At 58.7% G+C, this 23,833-nt stretch carries 20 protein-coding genes; 1 reads left to right on the top strand and 19 read right to left on the bottom strand.

Translation table 11 applies throughout. The features are described from left to right. Window positions 1-71: 71 nt before the first annotated feature. Window positions 72-968 (top strand): LysR substrate-binding domain-containing protein, encoded by an 897-nt coding sequence (locus K5D32_RS12325; RefSeq protein ID WP_221593756.1) that lies wholly within the window; start codon window positions 72-74, stop codon window positions 966-968. Here K5D32_RS12325 and ispD read toward each other — a convergent pair. The 19 genes from ispD to uppS all read right to left on the bottom strand — a co-directional run bounded on the left by ispD (window position 965) and on the right by uppS (window position 23,827). Beyond that, window positions 965-1,672, bottom strand: a complete 708-nt coding sequence (gene ispD, locus K5D32_RS12320; protein WP_221593757.1) for a 2-C-methyl-D-erythritol 4-phosphate cytidylyltransferase — start codon at window positions 1,670-1,672, stop codon at window positions 965-967. The genes K5D32_RS12325 and ispD overlap by 4 nt on opposite strands. Then, window positions 1,669-1,947, bottom strand: a complete 279-nt coding sequence (gene ftsB, locus K5D32_RS12315; RefSeq protein WP_025258964.1) for a cell division protein FtsB — start codon at window positions 1,945-1,947, stop codon at window positions 1,669-1,671. The genes ispD and ftsB overlap by 4 nt, the downstream gene beginning before the upstream one ends. 185 nt (window positions 1,948-2,132) lie before the next feature. Then, complete coding sequence (eno, locus tag K5D32_RS12310) at window positions 2,133-3,422, bottom strand: phosphopyruvate hydratase (RefSeq protein ID WP_025258963.1); 1,290 nt, start codon at window positions 3,420-3,422, stop codon at window positions 2,133-2,135. 142 nt (window positions 3,423-3,564) lie between these two features. Continuing rightward, window positions 3,565-4,410: a 3-deoxy-8-phosphooctulonate synthase gene (kdsA, locus tag K5D32_RS12305; protein ID WP_025258962.1), complete on the bottom strand. Its 846-nt coding sequence runs from the start codon at window positions 4,408-4,410 to the stop codon at window positions 3,565-3,567. Window positions 4,411-4,425: 15 nt separating this feature from the next. Continuing rightward, on the bottom strand, window positions 4,426-6,057 hold the full coding sequence (locus tag K5D32_RS12300) for a CTP synthase (RefSeq protein WP_198724942.1): 1,632 nt from the start codon (window positions 6,055-6,057) through the stop codon (window positions 4,426-4,428). Window positions 6,058-6,320: 263 nt separating this feature from the next. Then, window positions 6,321-7,652, bottom strand: coding sequence for a tRNA lysidine(34) synthetase TilS (tilS, locus tag K5D32_RS12295; RefSeq protein WP_311775785.1), 1,332 nt, complete (start codon window positions 7,650-7,652; stop codon window positions 6,321-6,323). Window positions 7,653-7,784: 132 nt separating this feature from the next. Then, on the bottom strand, window positions 7,785-8,732 hold the full coding sequence (locus K5D32_RS12290) for an acetyl-CoA carboxylase carboxyltransferase subunit alpha (protein ID WP_221576766.1): 948 nt from the start codon (window positions 8,730-8,732) through the stop codon (window positions 7,785-7,787). A 115-nt stretch (window positions 8,733-8,847) separates the two neighbouring features. Next, entirely contained in the window at window positions 8,848-12,369 is a 3,522-nt protein-coding gene (dnaE, locus tag K5D32_RS12285) for a DNA polymerase III subunit alpha (RefSeq protein WP_221576765.1), read from the bottom strand. A gap of 66 nt (window positions 12,370-12,435) precedes the next feature. Continuing rightward, entirely contained in the window at window positions 12,436-13,086 is a 651-nt protein-coding gene (gene rnhB / locus K5D32_RS12280) for a ribonuclease HII (protein ID WP_025258958.1), read from the bottom strand. 11 nt (window positions 13,087-13,097) lie between these two features. After that, window positions 13,098-14,237: a lipid-A-disaccharide synthase gene (gene lpxB, locus K5D32_RS12275; RefSeq protein WP_221600482.1), complete on the bottom strand. Its 1,140-nt coding sequence runs from the start codon at window positions 14,235-14,237 to the stop codon at window positions 13,098-13,100. Between the two features lie 2 nt (window positions 14,238-14,239). Next, a complete protein-coding gene (gene lpxA / locus K5D32_RS12270; protein ID WP_025258956.1) occupies window positions 14,240-15,016 on the bottom strand; it encodes an acyl-ACP--UDP-N-acetylglucosamine O-acyltransferase in 777 nt (258 codons plus the stop codon). After that, on the bottom strand, window positions 15,013-15,453 hold the full coding sequence (gene fabZ / locus K5D32_RS12265) for a 3-hydroxyacyl-ACP dehydratase FabZ (RefSeq protein WP_025258955.1): 441 nt from the start codon (window positions 15,451-15,453) through the stop codon (window positions 15,013-15,015). Before fabZ ends, lpxA begins: the two co-directional genes overlap by 4 nt. 110 nt (window positions 15,454-15,563) lie before the next feature. Continuing rightward, window positions 15,564-16,619 carry a UDP-3-O-(3-hydroxymyristoyl)glucosamine N-acyltransferase gene (gene lpxD, locus K5D32_RS12260; protein WP_221576763.1) on the bottom strand — a complete coding sequence of 352 codons (1,056 nt, stop codon included), beginning with the start codon at window positions 16,617-16,619 and terminating at the stop codon, window positions 15,564-15,566. 3 nt (window positions 16,620-16,622) lie between these two features. Then, entirely contained in the window at window positions 16,623-17,126 is a 504-nt protein-coding gene (locus tag K5D32_RS12255) for an OmpH family outer membrane protein (RefSeq protein WP_025258953.1), read from the bottom strand. A gap of 44 nt (window positions 17,127-17,170) precedes the next feature. Beyond that, window positions 17,171-19,543 carry an outer membrane protein assembly factor BamA gene (gene bamA, locus K5D32_RS12250; RefSeq protein WP_025258952.1) on the bottom strand — a complete coding sequence of 791 codons (2,373 nt, stop codon included), beginning with the start codon at window positions 19,541-19,543 and terminating at the stop codon, window positions 17,171-17,173. A gap of 75 nt (window positions 19,544-19,618) precedes the next feature. Next, window positions 19,619-20,971 carry a sigma E protease regulator RseP gene (gene rseP / locus K5D32_RS12245; protein ID WP_025258951.1) on the bottom strand — a complete coding sequence of 451 codons (1,353 nt, stop codon included), beginning with the start codon at window positions 20,969-20,971 and terminating at the stop codon, window positions 19,619-19,621. A gap of 101 nt (window positions 20,972-21,072) precedes the next feature. Then, a complete protein-coding gene (gene ispC, locus K5D32_RS12240; RefSeq protein WP_221600479.1) occupies window positions 21,073-22,260 on the bottom strand; it encodes a 1-deoxy-D-xylulose-5-phosphate reductoisomerase in 1,188 nt (395 codons plus the stop codon). Further along, window positions 22,257-23,072, bottom strand: a complete 816-nt coding sequence (locus K5D32_RS12235; RefSeq protein WP_025258949.1) for a phosphatidate cytidylyltransferase — start codon at window positions 23,070-23,072, stop codon at window positions 22,257-22,259. Before K5D32_RS12235 ends, ispC begins: the two co-directional genes overlap by 4 nt. After that, window positions 23,072-23,827 carry a polyprenyl diphosphate synthase gene (gene uppS / locus K5D32_RS12230; protein WP_221600477.1) on the bottom strand — a complete coding sequence of 252 codons (756 nt, stop codon included), beginning with the start codon at window positions 23,825-23,827 and terminating at the stop codon, window positions 23,072-23,074. Before uppS ends, K5D32_RS12235 begins: the two co-directional genes overlap by 1 nt. Window positions 23,828-23,833: the final 6 nt, after the last annotated feature.

Below are 23,833 nucleotides of genomic sequence, written 5' to 3'. Positions count from 1 at the left end.
AGTGTAGTACAGTGCCTTTCAGTTAATAATCCAGGCAAAAGCAAAACATTATTGCCATACAGGGATAATCAATGTACGCGAATCGCTGGGAAGGTCTGGACGAGTTCGTTGCGGTGGCCGAATGCGGGCAATTCACTGCGGCCGCCCAGCGCCTGGGTGTATCTTCCTCCCATATCAGTCGCCAGATCGTGCGCCTTGAAGAACGCCTGCAAACCCGTTTGCTGTACCGCAGCACAAGGCGTGTAGCCTTGACCGAGGCCGGTCAGACATTTCTGCATCATTGTCAGCGCTTGCAGGATGGACGCGAGGAAGCACTGCGCGCCGTGGGCGATCTGACCAGCGAACCGAAAGGCCTGCTGCGCATGACCTGCGCCGTGGCCTACGGCGAGCGCTTCATCACGCCACTGGTCACGCGCTTCATGGATCTGTATCCGCAACTGCGCGTCGATATCGAGCTGAGCAACGATACGCTGGACCTGGTTCACGAAGGGATGGATCTGGCGATTCGCCTGGGTCGGCTACAGGATTCGCGTCTTGTCGCCGCCAGGCTGGCGCCGCGACGCATGTACCTGTGCGCATCGCCTTCCTATCTGGAGCGCTACGGTCGGCCGCACAGTCTTTCCGAGTTGAGTCGTCATAACTGCCTGATCGGTGGCAGCGACACCTGGCTACTTCAGCAGAACGGGAGGGAGTTTTCACAACGGGTCCAGGGCAACTGGCGCTGCAACAGCGGCCAGGCGGTGCTGGACGCCGCATTGCAGGGTGTTGGTCTGTGCCAGCTTCCGGATTACTACGTGCAGGAACACCTGAAGAACGGCAACCTGATTTCCCTGCTCGAAGCACACCAGCCACCCAACACCGCCGTCTGGGCGCTTTACCCGCAGCAGCGCCACTTGTCGCCCAAGGTGCGCAAGCTGGTCGATTACCTCAAGGAAGGTCTGGCGATTCGGGAAGAGTACAGAGTCTAGTTGCCCATGGACCTGCGCTGACGCAGCCACTCAAGGTCTTCGGGACGGGTCACCTTGATATTGTCGGAGCGCCCTTCGATCAGACGAGGCGACTGCCCTGCCCACTCGATGGCCGAAGCCTCATCGGTGATGCTGACATTCGACACCTGGCTGTCCGCCAGCGCCCGATGCAGCGCGCCGAGACGAAACATCTGCGGCGTGTAGGCCTGCCAGATCAGGCTGCGATCGACGGTCTGCGCCACACGGCCATGTTCGTCGGCGCGCTTGAGAGTATCGCGAGCCGGTACCGCCAGCAGGCCGCCGACCGGATCGTCCGCCAGTTCGCCCAGCAGGTTGTCCAGATCGCTACGGGCAAGGTTGGGACGTGCCGCATCGTGAACCAGCACCCAGTCGTCATCGCTGGCGCCCTGGGTATGCAGGTGCAGCAAGGCATTGAGTACCGAGTCCGAACGCTCCTTGCCGCCATCCACACGCTGGATACGCGAATCCAGCGCACACGGCAGGGTTGGCCAGTAAGGATCATCCACAGCCAGACTGATCACCATGCCCTTGAGGCGCGGGTGATCGAGAAAGCAAAGCAGGCTGTGTTCAAGAATAGTGAGGCCGCCCAGTTGCAGGTACTGCTTGGGACGGTCTGCTGCCATGCGAGCACCAACGCCCGCTGCAGGAATCACTGCCCAGAAGGCAGGAAGAGAGTTTTTCATTGCGCCAACTGATAGAGAGTTTCGCCGTCCTTGACCATACCCAACTCATGACGGGCACGTTCTTCAACGGTTTCAAGGCCCTTTTTCAGTTCCATGACCTCAGCATCCAGAACGCGATTTCGTTCGAGCAGGACTTCGTTTTCGGCATGCTGTTCTGCAATTTGCTCGGTCAGGCTGGCCACTTGCGCCAGACTTCCGTTACCTACCCACAGGCGATACTGAAGACCACCTAGCAGCAGGATCAGGATGAGGAACAACCAGTTAGGACTGCGCATGAAATATCAGGTACCCAGTAAAAAAGACTGCAGAGCCAGCAATATGAACAATCGACTGAGGGCATTGAGCCTGACATAAGCCAGGCTCAATCACTCCTGATTACAGCGGAGCGTCCGCATCAGGGCTGCAAATATGTCGGCATGACCGGCTTTTTCTGCAGCACCTGTCTTTTACCATCTACGACTCAGCCGCGAAACTCTGCGCGACCACGGTACACGGCTTTGCTACCCAGTTGCTCTTCGATACGCAGCAATTGGTTGTACTTGGAAACGCGGTCGGAGCGGCACAGCGAACCGGTCTTGATCTGACCCGCCGAAGTACCGACTGCCAGATCGGCAATGGTCGAATCTTCGGTTTCACCGGAACGGTGCGAGATCACAGCCGTGTAGCCGGCAGCCTTGGCCATCTGGATGGCTTCCAGGGTTTCGGTCAGGGTGCCGATCTGGTTGAACTTGATCAGGATCGAGTTGGCGATCTTCTTGTCGATGCCTTCTTTCAGGATCTTGGTGTTGGTCACGAACAGATCGTCACCGACCAGTTGAACCTTGTCACCGATCTTGTCGGTCAGGACTTTCCAGCCAGCCCAGTCGGACTCGTCCAGACCGTCTTCGATGGAGATGATCGGGTAACGGTTGGCCAGGCCAGCCAGGTAGTCGGCGAAACCGGCTGCGTCGAAGGAGTGACCTTCACCCGACAGGTTGTATTTGCCGTCTTCGTAGAACTCGCTCGCTGCACAGTCCAGCGCCAGGGTCACGTCGGTGCCCAGTTTGTAACCGGCATTGGCCACAGCTTCGGAGATGGCGCCCAGAGCGTCTTCGTTGGAAGCCAGGTTAGGTGCGAAACCACCTTCGTCACCCACTGCGGTGTTCAGGCCACGGGCCTTCAGAACAGCCTTCAGGTGGTGGAAAATCTCGGTGCCCATGCGCAGCGCATCGGAGAAGGTCTTGGCGCCAACCGGCTGAACCATGAACTCCTGGATGTCGATGTTGTTATCAGCGTGCTCGCCACCGTTGATGATGTTCATCATCGGAACCGGCATCGAGTAGACGCCCGGCGTGCCGTTGAGGTTGGCGATGTGAGCGTAGAGCGGCAGATCCTGATCCTGCGCAGCGGCCTTGGCGGCAGCCAGGGAAACGGCGAGGATGGCGTTGGCGCCCAGGCTTGCCTTGTTCTCGGTACCGTCCAGCTTGATCATCGCGTGATCCAGCGCCTTCTGGTCAACCGGGTCCTTGCCCAGCAGCAGGTCGCGGATCGGACCATTGATGTTGGCTACAGCCTTGAGAACACCTTTGCCCAGGTAACGGCTCTTGTCGCCATCACGCAGCTCGAGCGCTTCACGCGAGCCGGTTGAAGCACCCGACGGCGCGCATGCGGTGCCGATGATGCCGTTATCGAGGAGCACATCTGCTTCCACGGTGGGATTGCCACGGGAGTCGAGAACTTCACGACCTTTGATGTCGACGATTTTTGCCATTGTTGTAAACACTCCAAGATTGACGAAAACGACGCAGCTGGGAAAAAACGATTACCGCTGTCAGGCAAGAAACGAGGCAGGCCTGAATGAGACAACCCCCGACACAAGGACGGGGGAACGGCACTTTACCGGAGAACCGGACTCAAGCGGTCTCGACTGCTGGAAAACTTTTGACCAGTTCATCCAGAGCCTTGAGCTGAGCCAGGAACGGCTCCAGCTTGTCCAGACGCAAGGCACAAGGGCCGTCGCATTTGGCATTGTCAGGATCTGGATGCGCTTCAAGGAACAGGCCGGCCAGATTCTGGCTGATGCCGGCCTTGGCCAGCTCCAGCACCTGGGCGCGACGGCCACCGGCCGAATCGGCGCGACCACCCGGCATTTGCAGGGAATGGGTCACGTCGAAGAACACCGGATAGTCGAACTGCTTCATGATGCCAAAACCGAGCATGTCCACGACCAGGTTGTTGTAACCGAAGCTGGAACCACGCTCGCACAGGATCAATTGATCGTTACCGGCCTCTTCGCACTTGGTCAGGATATGTTTCATTTCCTGAGGCGCAAGGAACTGGGCTTTCTTGATATTGATCACGGCACCGGTCCTGGCCATCGCGACAACCAGATCGGTCTGGCGCGACAGGAAGGCCGGCAACTGGATGATGTCGCAGACTTCGGCAACCACCGCCGCCTGCTCAGGTTCATGCACGTCAGTGATCAGCGGAACATTGAAGGTCTTCTTGATCTCTTCAAAGATCCGCATGCCCGCTTCCAGGCCCGGCCCACGGTAGGACGTGACCGAAGAACGGTTGGCCTTGTCGAAGCTGGCCTTGAACACGTAAGGGATACCGAGCTTTTCGGTAACCCGCACATATTCTTCACAGACCTGCATGGCCATGTCCCGGGACTCCAGCACGTTCATGCCGCCAAACAGGACCATTGGCTTGTCGTTAGCAATCTCGATGGAGCCTACACGGATGATTTTCTGAGCCATGTTCTGATATCCCTGTCAGGCGTTCTTCTGATGTTGGGCCAGTGCAGCCTTGACGAAACCACTGAACAGCGGATGGCCGTCGCGAGGCGTCGAAGTGAACTCGGGGTGGAACTGGCAAGCGACGAACCATGGATGATCCGGAGCTTCAACCACTTCGACCAGCGCGCCGTCACCGGAACGACCGGAAATCTTCAGGCCGGCTTCAATCAGTTGCGGCAGCAGGTTGTTGTTCACTTCATAACGATGGCGATGGCGCTCGACAATGACGTCGCTGGCATAGCAATCGTGAACCAGGGAGCCGGCTTCGAGCTGGCATTCCTGCGCGCCCAGACGCATGGTGCCACCCAGATCGGAAGTTTCGGTACGGGTTTCAACGGCACCGGTAGCGTCTTCCCACTCGGTGATCAGACCGACGACAGCGTGCGCGCTGGTACGGTCGAACTCGGTGGAGTTGGCATCCTTCCAGCCCAGCACGTTACGGGCGAACTCGATAACGGCCACTTGCATGCCCAGGCAGATACCCAGGTAAGGCACCTTGTTTTCGCGAGCGAACTGCACGGCTGTGATCTTGCCTTCGACACCACGCAGGCCGAAACCGCCAGGAACCAGGATCGCATCCACACCTTCAAGCAGGCTGGTGCCCTGATTCTCGATGTCTTCGGAGTCGATGTAGCGCAGGTTGACCTTGGTGCGGTTGGTGATACCGGCGTGGCTCATGGCTTCGATCAACGACTTGTAGGCGTCGAGCAGTTCCATGTACTTGCCGACCATCGCGATGGTGACTTCGTGCTCCGGGTTGAGCTTGGCATCGACCACCTTGTCCCATTCGGACAGGTCGGCACCGTTGCATTGCAAGCCGAAACGCTCGACGACGAAATCGTCCAGACCCTGAGCGTGCAGCATGCCCGGGATCTTGTAGATGGTGTCGGCGTCTTCCAGAGAAATGACCGCACGCTCTTCAACGTTGGTGAACAGCGCGATCTTGCGGCGCGAAGACACATCGACGTGATGGTCGGAGCGGCAGATCAGCACGTCAGGCTGCAGGCCGATGGAGCGCAGCTCCTTGACCGAGTGCTGGGTTGGCTTGGTCTTGGTTTCGCCAGCAGTGGCGATGTATGGAACCAGCGTCAGGTGCATCAGCATGGCGCGCTTGGCACCGATCTCGACGCGCAACTGGCGGATGGCTTCCAGGAACGGTTGCGACTCGATGTCACCCACGGTGCCGCCGATCTCGACCAGCGCGACGTCGGCATCACCGGCGCCCTTGATGATACGGCGCTTGATTTCGTCGGTGATGTGCGGGATGACCTGGATGGTCGCGCCCAGATAATCACCACGGCGCTCTTTGCGCAGGACGTGTTCGTACACACGGCCAGTGGTGAAGTTGTTGTTCTGGGTCATGGTAGTGCGGATGAACCGCTCATAGTGGCCAAGGTCCAGGTCGGTTTCTGCGCCGTCGTGGGTGACGAACACTTCACCGTGCTGGAAAGGACTCATGGTCCCCGGATCCACGTTGATGTAGGGGTCCAGCTTGAGCATGGTGACCTTAAGTCCCCTCGCCTCCAGGATGGCCGCCAATGAAGCCGAGGCAATGCCTTTCCCCAATGAAGAAACAACACCGCCCGTGACGAAGATGTAGCGCGTCATGAAAAACCCTAGAAGTCTGCGTTAAAGCGGTCAGAGCCGCCGGGGAAAGCGAAGGAAGGCCGAAGCCCCCGATTACCGACAAAATTCACGGTGCACTCCCGAAACTGCTGCGTTTGAACCGACATGCCAGAAGCTTGTCCATTGGCGCCACATTTTAAGAATCGCCCAGTAAACACTGGTTGGTAACCGGCAACTTGCGTTGGTTCAAAAGAGCCAACAGAAGCTGTATCAAGAAGGGAGCGTAGTCTACCTGAAAGGGCCTTTCAGCTCAAACTTTGGTCGCTGGTCGGTGCAATCCAGCGCAAGCGCCAGTTTCCACGGGATGCGCCGTCCAGCCCCGGCAGGTTGGCGATGGCCAACAGTTCATCGTCACGATAGAGCAGCGGCAATCTGCCGCGCACGAACAGCGGCACGCCACGCTCATTGAGCAGCCGCTTGAGATCGCGATGGCCACGGCCTTCTAACTGCATGACTTCGCCGCCCTGACGGTAGCGGATCTGCAAGGGACCGGCAGGCCCGTCGCCCTCGATCAACACCTGACCATTACCCGGCAGATTCAAGGGACTGGATGCATCAGGCCAGAGCGACAGTTCCTCTGGAGACCGTAACCAGCTACCCGACAGCCACCAGACATGCCCTTCGGCCCGATGCAGTTCACCGTCGGCCAGTCGCCACAGGGGGCGTGCGCCTTCTGCCGCATTGCACACGGTTTCCCAGCCCACCCAATGATCGGTATCCGGCAGACGCGTCAGCGGTGCCAGCCAATGGCGCAGCGCATTGCGTTGCCGGGCGACGGACAAACCGGCCAGCGGTTCCAGGGCCAGTACCGGCATACCCAGCCAGGCAAAAGCGGTGGAGGGCCTGGCATTGGCAAGATCCTGCTCCGCCAGTTCACCCAGCAACTGCTCGGCCTCGCCCATGTGCTCGGCAGTACGCGCCATGCTGGCGGACACCTGCGGCCAGCGCGATGCCAGCAACGGCATGACCTGGCTGCGCAGAAAATTGCGGGAGAGTTGTTGATCCTGATTGCTGGGATCTTCGACCCAGCTCAAGCCATGCTGCCGGGCATAGTCTTCCAGCTCCCCACGGGAAACCGATAACAGCGGCCGCAGCATCTGTGCCTTGCCTATGGCCCGCAGCTGCGGCATGGAGGCAAGCCCACGGACACCAGCACCTCGCAACAGACGAAACAGCAAGGTTTCGGCCTGATCGTCACGGTGCTGCGCCGTCAGTAACAGATCACCCGCCCCCAACCGCTCAATGAAAGCCGCATAACGCGCCTCACGGGCCGCCTGCTCGATGCTGGCTCCTGGCTTCACCTGCACCGCCACACTCTGAAAGGGAACGCCGAGTTTCAGGCAGATCTGTCGACAATGTTCCGGCCACGCATCGGCAGCGGCTTGCAGGCCGTGATGAACATGGATGGCATTAAGTGGTGGCAAGTGCTCGCGCGTGGCGAGTTCAGCCAGCAGATGCAGCAACACAGTGGAATCCAGGCCGCCGGAGAAACCGACATGCCAGACAGGCGCGTTACGCCAGGGAGCCAGGACTTGAAGCAGTCTGGTGGGGAGATCGTGACCGTCATGTTTGTACACAGAAAGGTCGCAGCCCTGTAGGAGCGGATTTATCCGCGAAAGCGCGGCATGACCCGGTACGACGCTTTTCGCGAATGAATTCGCTCCTACGGAAAAGAGGAGCGGACTCATTCGCGAAGAAACGACGCTATATCAGAGGCCGTAGCTCATCAGGCGCTCATAACGACGTGCCAGCAGGGCATCGTTATCCAGCTTCTTGAGCGTTGCCAGCTGGCTGCTCAGCTCTGCACGAATGGTGGCAGATGCAGCAGCCGGGTCACGGTGCGCGCCACCCAGAGGCTCGCTGATCACTTTATCAACGATACCCAGGCCCTTCAGGCGCTCGGCAGTGATGCCCATGGCCTCGGCAGCATCCGGAGCCTTCTCGGCAGTTTTCCACAGGATCGACGCACAGCCTTCCGGGGAAATAACTGCGTAGGTCGAATACTGCAGCATGTTCAACTGGTCGCACACGCCAATGGCCAGCGCACCACCGGAACCGCCTTCACCGATAACGGTAGCGATGATCGGCGTCTTCAGGCGAGCCATGACCCGCAGGTTCCAGGCAATCGCCTCGCTCTGGTTACGCTCTTCGGCGTCGATGCCAGGATAAGCGCCCGGCGTATCGATGAAGGTCAGGATCGGCATCTTGAAACGCTCTGCCATTTCCATCAGGCGGCAGGCCTTGCGATAGCCTTCAGGACGCGGCATACCGAAGTTGCGGCGAACCTTTTCACGGACTTCACGGCCTTTCTGATGACCGATCACCATGACAGGCTGATCGTCCAGACGAGCGATACCGCCAACAATGGCCGCGTCATCGGAGAAATGACGGTCGCCGTGCAGCTCATCGAACTCGGTGAAGATGTGTTCGATGTAGTCCAGGGTGTAAGGACGACGTGGGTGACGCGCCATGCGCGCGATCTGCCAGCTGGTCAGATTGCCGAAGATGCTTTCGGTGAGCGTATTGCTCTTGTCTTGCAGCCGGGCAATTTCATCGCTGATGTTCAGCGAGTTGTCATTACCGACCAAACGCAGTTCTTCGATCTTGGCTTGCAAGTCAGCGATAGGCTGTTCGAAATCAAGAAAATTCGGGTTCATAGGCATCCGTCTTGGGTCGACGGCCAAGAGGCCGGCCGGTTGATCCGTCAGCGCTCTGTCCCATGGAAAGAGCGCGTTCCGGTCGAGATTAAAAGTTCAGGCTGAGCCTAGTCGTTCAGCGATACTGGAGAAAGACGTTCTCACGTCCGAACTGGTCACGCAGAGCTTGAATCAAGCTGTCTGCCGGATCAATTCGCCACTCCTCGCCAAACTGCAATAATGCCTTGGCATCAGGCCCCGTGTAATCCAGCGTGATAGGGCACGCCCCCCGGTGACGCTTGCACAGATCGCCCAGCCAGCGCAGCCGGTCGCCCTTGAGCGCGTCGCAATGCACGGTCAGACGCAGGCTTTCTGCCAGGTTGGTGCGTGCATCCTCGATACTCATGACCCGCTTGGCGCGCAGGCGCAGGCCACCGGAAAAATCGTCATTACTGATTTCGCCTTCGACTACCACCATAGCATCGGTCTGCAAAAGCGATTGCGCCGAATGGAACGCTTCGGCAAACAGTGAAGCTTCAATTCGTGCCGAGCGGTCGTCCAGGGTAATGAACCCCATCTTGTCGCCCTTCTTGTTCTTCATGACCCGCAGGGCAATGATCAACCCCGCAATGGTCTGGGTATCGCGTGCCGGTTTGAGGTCGATGATCCGCTGGCGGGCGAAACGCCGGATCTCGCCTTCGTACTCATCGATCGGGTGCCCGGTCAGGTAGAGCCCCAGGGTTTCCTTCTCGCCGCGCAACCGATCCTTGAGGCTCAGCTCGCGGGTCTTGCGATGGTTGGCATAGACGTCGGCATCCTCTTCGACGAACAGGCCACCAAACAGGTCCGAGTGGCCGCTGTCACGGCTACGGGCAGTCTGCTCTGCCGCCTGGATCGCCTCTTCGAGCGCCGCCAGCAATACCGAACGGTTACGGTCGATGTTGGCCTGATAGGCTTTTGGCTCTTGCTCGAAGTAAGGACCGAGACGATCAAGGGCGCCGCTGCGAATCAGGCCGTCCAGCGTCCGCTTGTTGACCCGTTTGAGATCGACGCGGGCACAGAAATCGAACAGATCCTTGAACGGACCGGCTGCACGGGCTTCGGTAATGGCCTCCACCGGCCCCTCACCCACACCTTTGATTGCGCCCAGCCCGTAAAGAATCCGGCCATCGTCGCTGACCGTGAACTTGAACTCGGAAATGTTCACGTCCGGCGCATCGAGGCGCAGCTTCATGGTCCGCACTTCTTCGATCAAGGTCACGACCTTGTCGGTGTTGTGCATATCCGCAGACAACACGGCCGCCATGAAAGGCGCCGGGTAATGGGTCTTGAGCCATGCCGTCTGGTAGGACACCAGACCGTAGGCGGCGGAGTGAGACTTGTTGAAACCGTAACCGGCGAATTTCTCCACCAGGTCGAAAATGTTACCCGCCAGGTCCGGGTCGATATTGTTGGTCTTGCAGCCTTCGATGAAACCGCCGCGCTGCTTGGCCATTTCCTCGGGCTTTTTCTTACCCATCGCACGGCGCAGCATGTCGGCGCCGCCAAGGGTATAACCCGCCATGACCTGAGCGATCTGCATCACCTGTTCCTGATACAGGATGATGCCGTAGGTCGGTGCCAGTACCGGCTTGAGGCCTTCATACTGGTAATCGACGTGGGGATAGGACAGCTCCGCACGACCGTGTTTACGGTTGATGAAGTCGTCTACCATCCCGGACTGCAAAGGCCCCGGACGGAACAGGGCTACCAGTGCGATGAGGTCTTCCAGGCAGTCGGGCTTGAGCTTCTTGATCAGCTCTTTCATGCCGCGGGATTCAAGCTGGAATACCGCGGTGGTTTCTGCCCGCTGCAACAACTGGTAGGTCGGCATGTCGTCGAGCGGAATGAAAGCGATGTCCAGGGGCTCTTCGTTGACCTTGGCGCGGTCGCGGTTGATGGTCTTGAGCGCCCAGTCGATGATGGTCAGGGTCCGCAGACCGAGGAAGTCGAACTTCACCAGACCTGCTGCCTCGACATCGTCCTTGTCGAACTGGGTTACAAGACCGTCGCCCGCCTCGTCGCAATAGATCGGCGAGAAGTCGGTCAGCTTGGTCGGTGCAATAACCACGCCCCCGGCGTGCTTGCCGACGTTACGCACAACCCCTTCAAGCTTGAGGGCCATTTCCCAGATTTCAGCCGCTTCTTCATCGACCTTGAGGAAGTCGCGCAGGATTTCTTCCTGCTCGTAGGCTTTTTCCAGGGTCATGCCGACTTCGAACGGAATCATTTTCGACAGTCGATCGGCCAGCCCGTAGGACTTGCCCTGCACCCGCGCCACATCACGCACCACAGCCTTGGCGGCCATGGAACCGAACGTGATGATCTGGCTTACCGCATTGCGGCCATATTTTTCGGCCACATAATCGATCACCCGGTCGCGACCATCCATGCAGAAGTCGACGTCGAAGTCGGGCATCGATACCCGTTCCGGGTTGAGGAAGCGTTCGAACAGCAGGTCGTATTCCAGCGGGTCCAGATCCGTGATCTTCTGCACATAGGCCACCAGCGACCCCGCACCCGATCCACGACCCGGGCCGACCGGCACGCCGTTGCTCTTGGCCCACTGGATAAAGTCCATAACGATCAGGAAGTAACCGGGGAACCCCATCTGGATAATGATATCCAGCTCGAAATTCAGCCGGTCGACATAGACCTGACGCTTGGCCTCGTAATCTTCAGTCGTGTCCTTGGGCAGCAGAACCGACAAACGCTCCTCCAGCCCCTCGAACGACACCTTGCGGAAATATTCATCGATGGTCATGCCATCGGGGATCGGGAAGTTAGGCAGGAAGTGCGTGCCCAGCTTGACGTCGATGTTGCAGCGCTTGGCGATTTCGACGGTATTTTCCAGCGCCTCGGGCAGATCGCTGAACAGCTCGGCCATTTCCTCGGGGCTTTTCAGGTACTGCTGATCGCTGTAGTTGTGGGAGCGGCGCGGGTCATCCAGCGCCCTGCCCTCACCGATGCATACGCGGGTTTCATGTGCTTCGAAATCGGTCTGCTTGATGAAACGCACATCGTTGGTCGCAACCAGCGGTGCGCCATGACGATCGGCCAGGGCAACGGCAGCATGCAGATGCTCTTCATCGTTGGTGCGGTTGGTGCGCTGCAATTCGACGTAGAAGCGGTCGGGGAACACCGTCATCCACCAGCGCAGCAACTCATCAGCCTCGCCCGGATTACCACCGAGCAAGGCCATGCCGATCTCGCCCTCTTTGGCGGCCGACAGGGCAATCAACCCTTCATTGGCTTCGGCAATCCACTCACGCTCGACAATGATCAAGCCGTTGCGCTGGCCTTCGATAAAGCCTCGGGAAATCAGTTCGGTCAGGTTGCGATAGCCTTGGGGATTCATCACCAGCAGGCTGATGCGGCTGAGCTGGGCGTCTTCGTCCTTGCCTGCCAGCCACAGGTCGGCACCGCAGATCGGCTTGATGCCTGCGCCCTGGGCCGCCTTGTAGAACTTGACCAGCGAACACATGTTGTTCTGATCGGTCACCGCCACGGCAGGCATGTTCATGCCGGCCAGGGCCTTGATCAGTGGTTTGACCCGGACCAGACCATCGACCAGTGAGTATTCGGTGTGCAGGCGTAGATGAACGAAAGAAGCCGGCATGGTGATCCTATAGCGCGAAAACACAAAAAACGAAGGTCAGGATTGTAGCGAGCCTTGGCCGATACGTCAGTCCTGCAACAACCCATTCGAGCTGAAGGACGAAGCAATCGAGATGGACTCACGCGCTTCCCAGGCCGCCCGTACCGGCCCGAAGGAACGACGATGAATAGGCGTCGGCCCAAGGCGGGACAGGGCTTCCAGATGCACGGCTGTCGGATAGCCCTTGTGCCCGCCCATGCCGTAACCGGGATACATCAGCTCGAAAGCGGCCATTTCCCGGTCCCGGGTGACCTTGGCCAGAATCGATGCGGCAGCAATGGCCGGCACCTTGGCATCACCTTGCACCACCGGCGCACAGGGAATCGACAGTTGCGGGCAACGATTGCCATCAATCAATGCCAGTTTTGGCGTGATGCTCAGGCCTTCCACGGCACGCTTCATTGCCAGCATGGTGGCATGCAGAATGTTCAATTCGTCGATTTCATGGACTTCAGCGCGAGCAACGAACCAGCACAGGGCCTTCTCGCAGATCTCGTCGTACAGCTTCTCGCGACGGGCTTCGGTGAGTTTCTTGGAATCATTGAGGCCCAGTATCGGCCTCGCAGGATCCAGAATCACCGCCGCGGTCACCACGTCGCCACAGAGCGGACCACGGCCCACTTCATCGACGCCCGCGACCAGATCCTCGACCAGATTGAAATCCAAACCTATTTGCATTGCTCGGGAACTCACAGTGAAGGCGAATGGCCAAGCAGGCTCAGCACCGCATCGGCAGCCTGATTGGAGGCGTCACGGCGCAGGGTGCGATGAATCTCGTCAAAACCTGCCGTCTGCGCCTGCCCATCATCGAGCAGCGGCAGCAAGGTCCGGGCCAGCGCCTCGGGGGTTGCGTCATCCTGCAGCAGTTCAGGCACCAGCAGGCGCTGGGCCAGCAGGTTCGGCAGGGAAACGTAAGGGCTTTTGACCAGCCGCTTGAGTATCCAGAACGTCAGCGGTGCCAGACGGTAAGCAACCACCATTGGCCGTTTGTACAGCAAGGCTTCCAGGGTCGCCGTACCGGAAGCGATCAACACGGCATCGCAGGCAGCCAGCGCCACATGGGAGCGCCCATCGAGCAGCGTGATCGGCAGATCGCGGCCTTGCAGCAGTTGCTCGACCTGCGCCCGTCGCTGAGGGCTGGAGCAAGGCAGAACGAAACGCAAACCGGGACGCTGGGCCAGAAGACGCTCGGCCGTATCGAAGAACAGGCTGCCCAGACGACCGACTTCGCCGCCACGGCTGCCCGGCATCAGCGCAACCACAGGGCCGTCACCCAGACCAAGTTCGGCACGAGCAGCAGGACGGTCGGATTCAAGCGGGATCGTATCGGCCAGCGGGTGCCCGACAAAACGCACCGGCACGCCCTTCTCTTCATAGAAGCGGGCTTCAAACGGCAGAAGGGTCAACATCAGGTCGCAGCCTTCGCGAATCTTCAGGACACGCTTCTGCCGCCAGGCCCATACCGAAGGGCTGACGTAATGCACGGTCTTGATCCCGGCACGTCGCAGCTGGAGTTCGATATTGAGGGTGAAGTCAGGTGCATCGATACCGATGAATACATCGGGCTTTGCGTCGATGAGCGTCTGAACCAGCAGCTTGCGTCGGGCCAGCAGCTCCCGCAGACGACCCAGCACTTCCACCAGCCCCATGACCGACAGGCGCTCCATGGGGAAGCTGGAAACCATGCCCTCGGCTTCCATCAACGGGCCACCGACGCCCATGAACTCTACATCGGGATGACGTGCCTTGATGGCACGCATCAGACCCGAACCGAGAATATCGCCGGATGCCTCTCCAGCTACCAGAGCGATGCGCAATGAACCGGCCATGGTCAGCGGGTGATACCGCGAGTCGACGTCTGGATTGACTGGAGGAAGATCGCGACTTCGGGAAACAACGAAGCAGGCTCAGCCAGTTCGGCAATCGCCTGATCCACGGTCAGCCCCTGACGATAGACAGTCTTGTAGGCCTTGCGCAGTGCATGAATGGCTTCTTCGGAGAAACCACGACGACGCATGCCCTCGAAGTTCATGCTGCGGGCTTCGGCCGGGTTGCCAAACACAGTGACAAAGGCAGGCACATCCTTGCCGATCGCCGTGCCCATGCCTGAAAAGCTGTGAGCACCAATATGGCAGAACTGATGGACCAGGGTGAATCCGGACAGGATCGCCCAGTCGTCCACATGCACGTGGCCGGCCAGCGCCGTGTTGTTGACCAGAATACAGTGATTGCCGATGACGCTGTCATGCCCGATATGGGCGTAGGCCATGATCAGGTTATGGTCACCCAGAGTGGTTTCAGCGCGGTCCTGGATGGTCCCGCGGTGAATCGTCACCCCTTCGCGAATCACGTTGTGATCGCCGATCACCAGGCGAGTGTCTTCGCCCTTGTACTTGAGATCGGGAGTGTCCTCACCTACCGAAGAGAACTGGTAGATGCGGTTATGCTTGCCGATCCGCGTCGGCCCCTTGAGGATGACATGCGGACCAACGACCGTACCCTCGCCAATTTCCACACCGGCTCCGATGATCGACCACGGGCCGACCTCAACATTGTCGGCCAGTACAGCCGTCGGATCGATGATTGCGCGAGGGTCAATCAAACTCATAGCTTGCGTTCCGCACAGATGATTTCTGCGGAGCATACAGGCTTACCGTCGACCGTGGCCTGGCATTCGAACTTCCAGATCTGGCGCTTGCTGCTCAGAAACTTCGCTTCCAGAACCAGCTTGTCGCCCGGAAGCACCGGCTGGCGGAAGCGCAACTTGTCCGAACCCACGAAATAGTAAATCGTGCCGTCGGCGGGTTTGGAGTCGAGCAGTTTGAAGGCAAGAATACCGGCAGCCTGAGCCATCGCTTCGATGATCAGAACCCCAGGCATGATGGGATGATCAGGGAAGTGGCCGTTGAAAAAGGGCTCGTTGACGCTGACATTCTTGTAGGCGCGAATGCTTTTGTTCTCGATATCCAGCTCTGTCACGCGATCTACCAACAGAAACGGGTAACGATGAGGCAGGTATTCGCGAATTTCTTTAATGTCCATCATTTCGAGGGGAAGCCTGTAGTAAAGATTGGGAGTGCGTCGCTACTACGCAACACTCCTCTGCATCAAGGATGGCAGTTTATCGCCTGTACACACTTGATATGAAAAAGGTATCAGCCATCAGATGAAACATTACCGTTACAGGTCACTGTCTCGACGATCTTTTCCAGCTTCTGCAGCCGACGCGCCATGTCGTCGAGCTTGCGAATGCGCGCGGCACTCTTGCGCCACTCGCCGGCTGGCTGCATCGCTGTACCGGAAGAATAGGAGCCAGGCTCGGTAATCGAGTGGGTAACCATGGTCATACCGGTGATGAATACGCCATCACAGATATCGATATGCCCCACAAGACCTACACCGCCAGCCAGCATGCAGTGCTTGCCGATTTTCGTGCTTCCCGAAATACCGACACAGGCGGCCATTGCGGTGTGATCACCGATCTGGACGTTGTGGGCAATCTGGATCTGATTGTCGAGCTTCACGCCGTTGCCGATCCGGGTGTCGGCCAGTGCGCCGCGATCGATCGCCGTGTTGACGCCGATTTCCACGTCATCACCGATGCTGACACCGCCAATCTGGGCGATCTTCTGCCAGACGCCCTTCTCGTTGGCAAAGCCGAAGCCTTCGCCACCCAGCACTGCGCCCGACTGGATGACCACACGCTTGCCAATGCGAACATCGTGATAAAGCGTCACGCGAGGAGCGAGCCAGCCGCCCTCGCCGATCTCGCAGCGGGCACCGATGAAGCAATGAGCGCCGATAGTCACGTTCGCGCCGATCCGCGCACCGCTTTCGATCACCGCATAGGCACCGATACTGGCAGCAGGGTCTACCTGGGCGTCCTCAGCGATGAGGGCCGTGGCGTGTACACCGGCAGCAGCCTTGGGCTTGGGATCGAACAGGTGGGAGATGCGTGCATAGGCCAGATACGGGTCCGGCACCAGCAGCGCATCGCCTGCGTAGCCTTCAGCGTCTGCCGGCTTCAACAGCACCGCAGCAGCCCGGGCATCCACGAGAAACTTGCGGTACTGCGGATTTGCCAGGAAGCTGAGCTGATCAGGGCCGGCCTCTTGTAAAGTGGCCAGCCCCGTAATGTTCTTGTCCTGGTCGCCACGTAACGTGGCGCCAAGGTACTCGGCCAATTGGCCGAGTTTGATGATTGTGCTCATGGATTATTTCAGCTGATTCATGCGCTCGATGACCTGGCGAGTGACGTCATACTGAGGTTTGACATCAATCACTGCACCGCGCTCGAACACCAGATCGAAACCACCTTTCTTGATGACTTCTTCCACGGCCTGATCCAGCTTCGGCTTCAGTTGCTTGAGCATTTCGCGGTCAGCAACGGCCTTGGCTTCGTTCAGCTCCTTGGACTGGAACTGGAAGTCGCGAGCCTTTTGCTTGAATTCAAGCTCCAGGCGCTCGCGCTCAGGCTGAGCCATCTTGTCGCCGCCGCTTACCAGACGATCCTGGATGCCCTTGGCGCTGCTTTCAAGAGTCTTGAGTTTGGTCAGTTGAGGGCCGAATTTCTTCTCGGCATCCACGGCATATTTCTTGGCGGCATCGGATTCCAGCAGGGCCATCTGATAGTTCAGGACAGCGATTTTCATGTCCGCAAACGCAGGACCTGCGACGAGAACGGTTGCCAGCATTACCAATTGAGTCAACTTACGCACAATACACTCCTACAGAATTCGTTTCGTTATCAGGAATCAGACGCTTAGAAGGTCTGGCCCAGGGAGAATTGGAAAACCTGAGTTTCAGCTTCGTTGTCCGGCTTCTTGACCGGCATTGCCAGTGCGAAGCTCAGAGGACCGAGAGCGGTGATCCAGGTGACACCAACACCGACAGAACTTGCCATGCCGGAAAGGTCAATGTTGTTGCACTCGACCCTTTGACCATTGAGCGTCCTGTTGGAATCGCAATTGGAGTCAAACACGTTACCCACGTCCCAGAACACGGAAGTACGCAGGGAACGCTGATCCTTGATGAACGGCAGAGGGAACATGACCTCTACACCACCCTGAACCAGTACGTTACCACCGAATGGCAGCGGGTCCTGATCCGGGTCAGCGAGCGTACCGGCGTTGCGACCGGAGCTTGGCGTGCTGCGAGGGCCCAGGGTGCTGTCCTTGAAGCCACGAACCGAGTTGAAGCCACCGGCATAGTAGTTTTCATAGAACGGCAGACCCGAGGTCGAACCGTAGCCGTCGCCATAACCCAGCTCGGTGTGCAGACGCAGGGTGTAGTTGTCGGTGATCGGGTGGAAATACTGTGCGCGGTAGTCCAGTTTGTAGAACGACAGGTCGCTGCCCGGCAGAGTGGTTTCGAACACGAGGCTCTGGGAGTGACCGCGAGTTGCCAGCACACCTTTATTCAGGGTGGACTCGGACCAGCCGACGGAACCCTTGAAGTTCAGGAAGCTGTCGCCTTCCCTGTTGATGAAGTCGAAGATCTCGTCAACGGTGTAGGTACCGGTCTTGATCTTGTCCTGCTGAACGTTCAGGCCGTAGGTCAGACGCGAAGTCTCGCTGATCGGGTAGCCCAGGTTGATACCGGCGCCCAGGCTGTCTACCGCATAGCTCGCCACGTCGACGTCGAGTTCATCGTAGTTGGTCGTGCGATAGAAAGCACTGTAGCCCAGGCTCACACCATCGGCAGTCCAGTACGGATCGACATAGCTGAAGTTGTAACGGCTCTGGTATTCGCTACGGGTCAGGCCGATGCTGACACGGTTACCTGTACCCAGGAAGTTGTTCTGGCTGATGGAGCCACCGAGGATCAGACCGGCGCTCTGTGCAAAGCCGACGCTGGCGGTGATCGAACCGGAAGCCTGCTCTTCAACGGCGTAGTTGACGTCCACCTGATCATCGGTGCCCGGTACGGCAGGCGTTTCGACGTTCACTTCCTTGAAGAAGCCCAGACGGTCCAGACGGGTTTTCGACTGGTCGATCAGGTAGGTCGAAGCCCAGCCGCCTTCCATCTGACGCATTTCGCGACGCAGAACTTCGTCCGCAGACTTGGTGTTGCCACGGAAGTTGATACGGTTCACGTAGGCACGCTTGCCCGGATCGACCACGAACGTGATGTCGACGGTATGGTCTTCGTTGTTCGGAGTCGGTACGCCGTTGACGTTGGCAAAGGTATAGCCTTCGTTACCCAGACGACGGGTGATCAGCTCGGAAGTAGTGGTCATGACCTTGCGGGAGAACACCTGACCCGGCTGAACCAGCAACAGGGACTTGACCTGATCTTCAGGCACTTTCAGGTCGCCGCTGAGCTTGACCGACTTGACGCTGTATTTTTCGCCTTCGTTGACGTTGACCGTGATGTACACGTTCTTCTTGTCAGGCGTGATCGAAACCTGGGTCGAGGCGATATCCATATTGATATAGCCGCGGTCCAGGTAGTAGGAACGCAGACGCTCGAGGTCGCCGGAAAGTTTTTCACGGGCGTACTTGTCGTCGTTCTTGAAGAAGGAAAGCCAGTTGGTGGTCTTGAGTTCGAACAGGTCGATCAGGTCTTCATCGGGGAAAACCGAGTTGCCCACCACGTTGATGTGCTGAATGGCAGCAACGGTGCCTTCATTGATGTTGATCTTCAGGCCGACACGGTTGCGCGGCTGAGGAACGACCTCGGCAGCAACTTCGGCAGAGTAACGGCCCTGGGCAACGTATTGACGTTGCAGCTCGTTACGCACGCCTTCGAGGGTCGCACGCTGGAAGATCTCACCTTCGGCCAGACCGGACTGTTTCAGCCCTTTCATCAGGTCTTCGGTGGAAATCGCCTTGTTGCCTTCGATTTCGATGCTCGCAACGGAAGGGCGCTCGACGACAGTAATGACAAGAACATTGCCATCACGTCCCAGCTGGATATCTTGAAAGAAACCGGTTTTGAACAACGCACGAGTAGCGTCAACCAGACGACCATCATCCGCCTGCTCGCCCACGTTGAGCGGCAAGGCACCAAAGACGCTACCGGCGGACACCCGCTGCAGGCCGTTGACACGGATATCGGAGATGGTGAAGGACTCGGCGTGAACTTCGGCGATCATCAGTACGGCAAGAACCGCAGTTAGCAGCAGACGTTTCATGAAGTCCTTTCTTATTCCAACTGGCAATAAACAAACTGCCGCAAAATGCGGCAGATTTCGCAACACAGCAAGGACTTACAGTCGTCCCAGATCGTTGACCAGCGCGAGCAACATGACGCCCACCACCAGACTGATACCGATCTGAACTCCCCAACCTTGTACCTTTTCCGAAAGGGGGCGACCACGCGCCCACTCGATCAGATAAAACAGCAAATGCCCGCCATCAAGCACAGGAATCGGCAATAGATTCAGAACCCCCAGGCTTATGCTCAGATAAGCAAGGAAGTTCAGGAAATCGCCAATGCCTGACTGGGCTGAAGCGCCCGCCACTTTAGCAATGGTTATCGGTCCACTCAAGTTTTTTACCGAGAGCTCGCCGAACAACATTTTCCTGAGCGAATCCAGTGTCAGCACACTCATGTTCCAGGTACGGCTGGCACCCTCGGCCACAGCGGCCAGAGGACCGTAACTGACCTCGCGCAACATCTCTGGCGGCCAGTCGACACCTTTGACACCGGCACCCAGGTAACCCGTTGCGGCTTTGCCCTCGCCACGCGCCGCCAGGGTCAGCGGAACGTCGAGTTGCGCACCGTCACGTTCGATTCGCAGAGAAATTCTTGCATCCGGGCGCTCGCGGACCCAGTCGACGACCTGTTGCCATTCGTTGAGCGGCTTGCCATCGACTGCCAGCAGCAGATCGCCGGTTTTCAGACCTGCCGCCTGGGCAGGGCCTTTGGGATCGAGTTCAGCCAATACCGGTGCCAGGGCCGGACGCCATGGGCGAATACCCAGGGAGCGGATCGGATCAGGCTCTTCGGCACCCTTGAGCCAGTTATCAAGCGTCAGGGTGTGCGCGGTATCCACCGTCGAGCCCTCATCGCGAACCTTGACCGCAATGGTGCCGCTCTCGCCAAGGCGACGGACCAGTTGAAGATTGACGGCAGACCAGCCCGAAGTTGCCTTGCCGTCTACCGAAACGATTTCCTGGCCAGGGTTCAGACCGGCCTGCTGAGCGATACTGCCCGCCTCCACTGCACCGATGACCGGACGAACCTGCTGGCTGCCCAGCATGGCCAGCGCCCAGAAAAACACGATGGCCAGCAGAAAGTTGGCGGCAGGGCCGGCAATGACGATGGCAATGCGCTGATACACAGTCTTGCGATTGAACGACTGATCAGCCAGATGCTCAGGCACATCACCTTCGCGTTCATCGAGCATCTTGACGTAGCCGCCCAGAGGAATCGCTGCCACGACGAACTCGGTCCCATGGCGGTCATGCCAGCGAACCAGCGGCGTACCGAACCCCACCGAAAAGCGGAGAACCTTGACGCCACAACGCCGGGCCACCCAGAAGTGACCGAATTCGTGAAAGGTAACCAGCACACCCAGAGCAATCAGGGTGCCAATGATCATATATAGCGCGCTCATCAACCTTCTCCGGGTGCCGGGATGCCGGCAACTGTGTTTATCATCGCAGCCGCAAAAGCCTGCTCCCGATGCATCACATCGACCCTGTCATCCATGTTCAGTTATCGTCCGTTTCGTTCCAGCCAAAGCCCTGCCAGAACACGCGCCTTTGCATCGGCCGCAAACACCGCATCGAGCTCTTCGACCGCAACGGCAGGCTCGAGATTCAGCACTTCCTCGATCATACCCGCGATTTCCAGATAACCAATACGCCTGTCGAGAAATGCAGCGACAGCCACTTCATTCGCAGCATTGAGCATGGCCGGAGCACTTCCTCCTGCCTGAGCCGCCTGCCGGGCCAGACGCAGGCACGGAAAACGCTCCTCGTCAGGCTCTTCGAAATCCAGCTGGCCGATACGGAACAGGTCCAGCGGCGAAACGCCAGAATCCATCCGCTGCGGCCAGGCCAGCGCATTGGCAATCGGGGTACGCATGTCCGGATTGCCAAGCTGCGCCAATACAGAGCCGTCTACATAATCCACCATCGAGTGGATCACGCTCTGGGGATGAATGACGACTTCAACCTGCTCCGGGCGAGCATCGAACAGCCAGCAGGCTTCGATCAGCTCAAGCCCCTTGTTCATCATGGTCGCCGAATCCACGGAGATCTTGCGCCCCATGGACCAGACAGGATGCGCGCAGGCCTGCTCGGGGGTAACGTCATGCAGTTGCGTCAAAGGCGTCTTGCGAAACGGCCCTCCCGACGCGGTCAGGAGAATGCGCCTGACACCCACAGCACTCAGGCCACGGAAAAAATCTCCCGGCAGGCATTGAAAGATCGCATTGTGCTCACTGTCGATAGGCAACAGCACCGCACCGCTTTGCCGGACGGCCTGCATGAACAGGGCACCGGACATGACCAGCGCTTCCTTGTTTGCCAGCAGAACCTTCTTGCCTGCCTCGACGGCCGCAAGCGTCGGCCGCAGACCGGCTGCACCGACAATGGCCGCCATGACAGCATCGACCTGAGGATGCGCGGACACTTCACACAATCCGTCCTCACCCACCAGCACACGAGTATCGAGCCCGGCAGCAGCAAGATCATCCTGCAACTTGCGGGCGACATCCTGGGTAGGCACCACGGCAAAACGCGGCGTGTGCGCGATGCATAACGCCAGCAATTCCTTCAGGCGGGTGAAGCCGGTCAGTGCGAAAACCTGATACCGGCCCGGATGACGAGCGATGACATCCAGCGTGCTGAGACCAATCGAACCGGTAGCACCCAGGACGGTGATCTGTTGCGGCTTCACAGCACACCCCAGTCAGCAGCCCAGAGCAGCACGGCAAAAACCGGAATGGCAGCCGTCAGGCTGTCGATACGATCCAGCACGCCGCCATGACCGGGCAGCAGGTTGCTGCTGTCCTTGACGCCGGCCTGACGCTTGAACATGCTTTCGGTCAGGTCGCCAACTACGGAAATCAGGACGATGGCAGCCGCGCCCAGAAGAGCGACGATCAACTGCGAAACCGACCAGCCGCGGGAAAGACCTACGCCAGCAGTAATGAGCAGACTGACCACCAGACCACCATAGACACCTTCCCAGCTTTTACCCGGACTGACCTTGGGTGCCAGCTTGCGCTTGCCAAATGCCTTGCCGGAGAAATAGGCGCCAATGTCCGCCGCCCATACCAGCACCATGACCGCCAGAATCAATCCATTGCCCAGAGGCCATTGCTTGATAAGGATAAGTCCTTGCCAGGCAGGCAGCAGGATCAACAGACCAATGACCAGTTTGCAGGCAGCACTCGCCCAGTAATCACTGGAGTCGGGGAATGTCAGAACCAGAAAGGTCGCCGCACACCACCAGATAACTGCCGCAACGAGAATCCAGGGCGCAAGGCCCGGCACCAGATACATGAGAAACAGCAACAAGGCGACTGCAGCGGCATAAGCCACTCGCATGCCCTGGGAAACAAGCCCTGCCAGCCTTGCCCATTCCCAGGCACCCAGCACCACGACCAGACCGATGAACAGGGCGAAGTCGGCGCCTTTGAGCAGGAAGAACCCGCAAAGAGCGACCGGCAGCAGGATGAGCGCAGTGATGATCCGTTGTTTCAGCATTAAACCCGGGCTCCAGCTTCGACCTGTTCGCTGGTTTTACCGAAGCGACGTTGGCGCGAAGCGAAATCGGCCAGCGCAGCGCGCATGGCATCGTGTTTGAAGTCCGGCCAGAACAGGTCGGAAAAATACAGCTCGGCATAAGCCAACTGCCAGAGCAGGAAGTTACTGATACGGTGCTCGCCACCCGTACGGATGCACAGGTCCGGCAACGGCAGATCGCCGGTTGCCAGACAGGTCTGCAACAGTTCGGGAGTGATGTCTTCAGGCTGCAGATGCCCGGCCTGAACCTCGCGGGACAGACGCTGGGCGGCCTGGGCGATATCCCACTGCCCACCGTAATTGGCCGCGATCTGCAGGACGAAACTGCTGTTGCCAGCCGTCTGCTGCTCCGCCTCACGCATGGCCGCCTGAAGCTCGGGATGGAAGCGCGAGCGATCACCAATGATGCGCAGGCTGATGCCATTCTCGTTCAGACGACGGGTTTCGCGCCGCAGGGCCGTGAAGAACAACTCCATCAAGGCCCCGACCTCCTCAGCCGGACGCTGCCAGTTTTCGCTGGAGAACGCGAATAACGTCAGCACCTCGACCTTGGCCTCGGCACACACCTCAATGACCGCACGCACGGCATCAACGCCTGCCTTGTGACCAGCAACACCTGGCAGCAGACGCTTCTTGGCCCAGCGATTATTACCATCCATGATAATCGCGACATGACGCGGCACCGAAGACGATGCGGCCGGTTTTGTCTTTTCCATGAAAGC

The sequence above is a fragment of the Pseudomonas cichorii genome (assembly GCF_019719005.1).
Classification (GTDB): domain Bacteria; phylum Pseudomonadota; class Gammaproteobacteria; order Pseudomonadales; family Pseudomonadaceae; genus Aquipseudomonas; species Aquipseudomonas cichorii_E.
The sequence above is the reverse complement of the archived record's forward strand: the minus strand, read 5'-3'. Positions and strand labels throughout refer to the sequence as shown.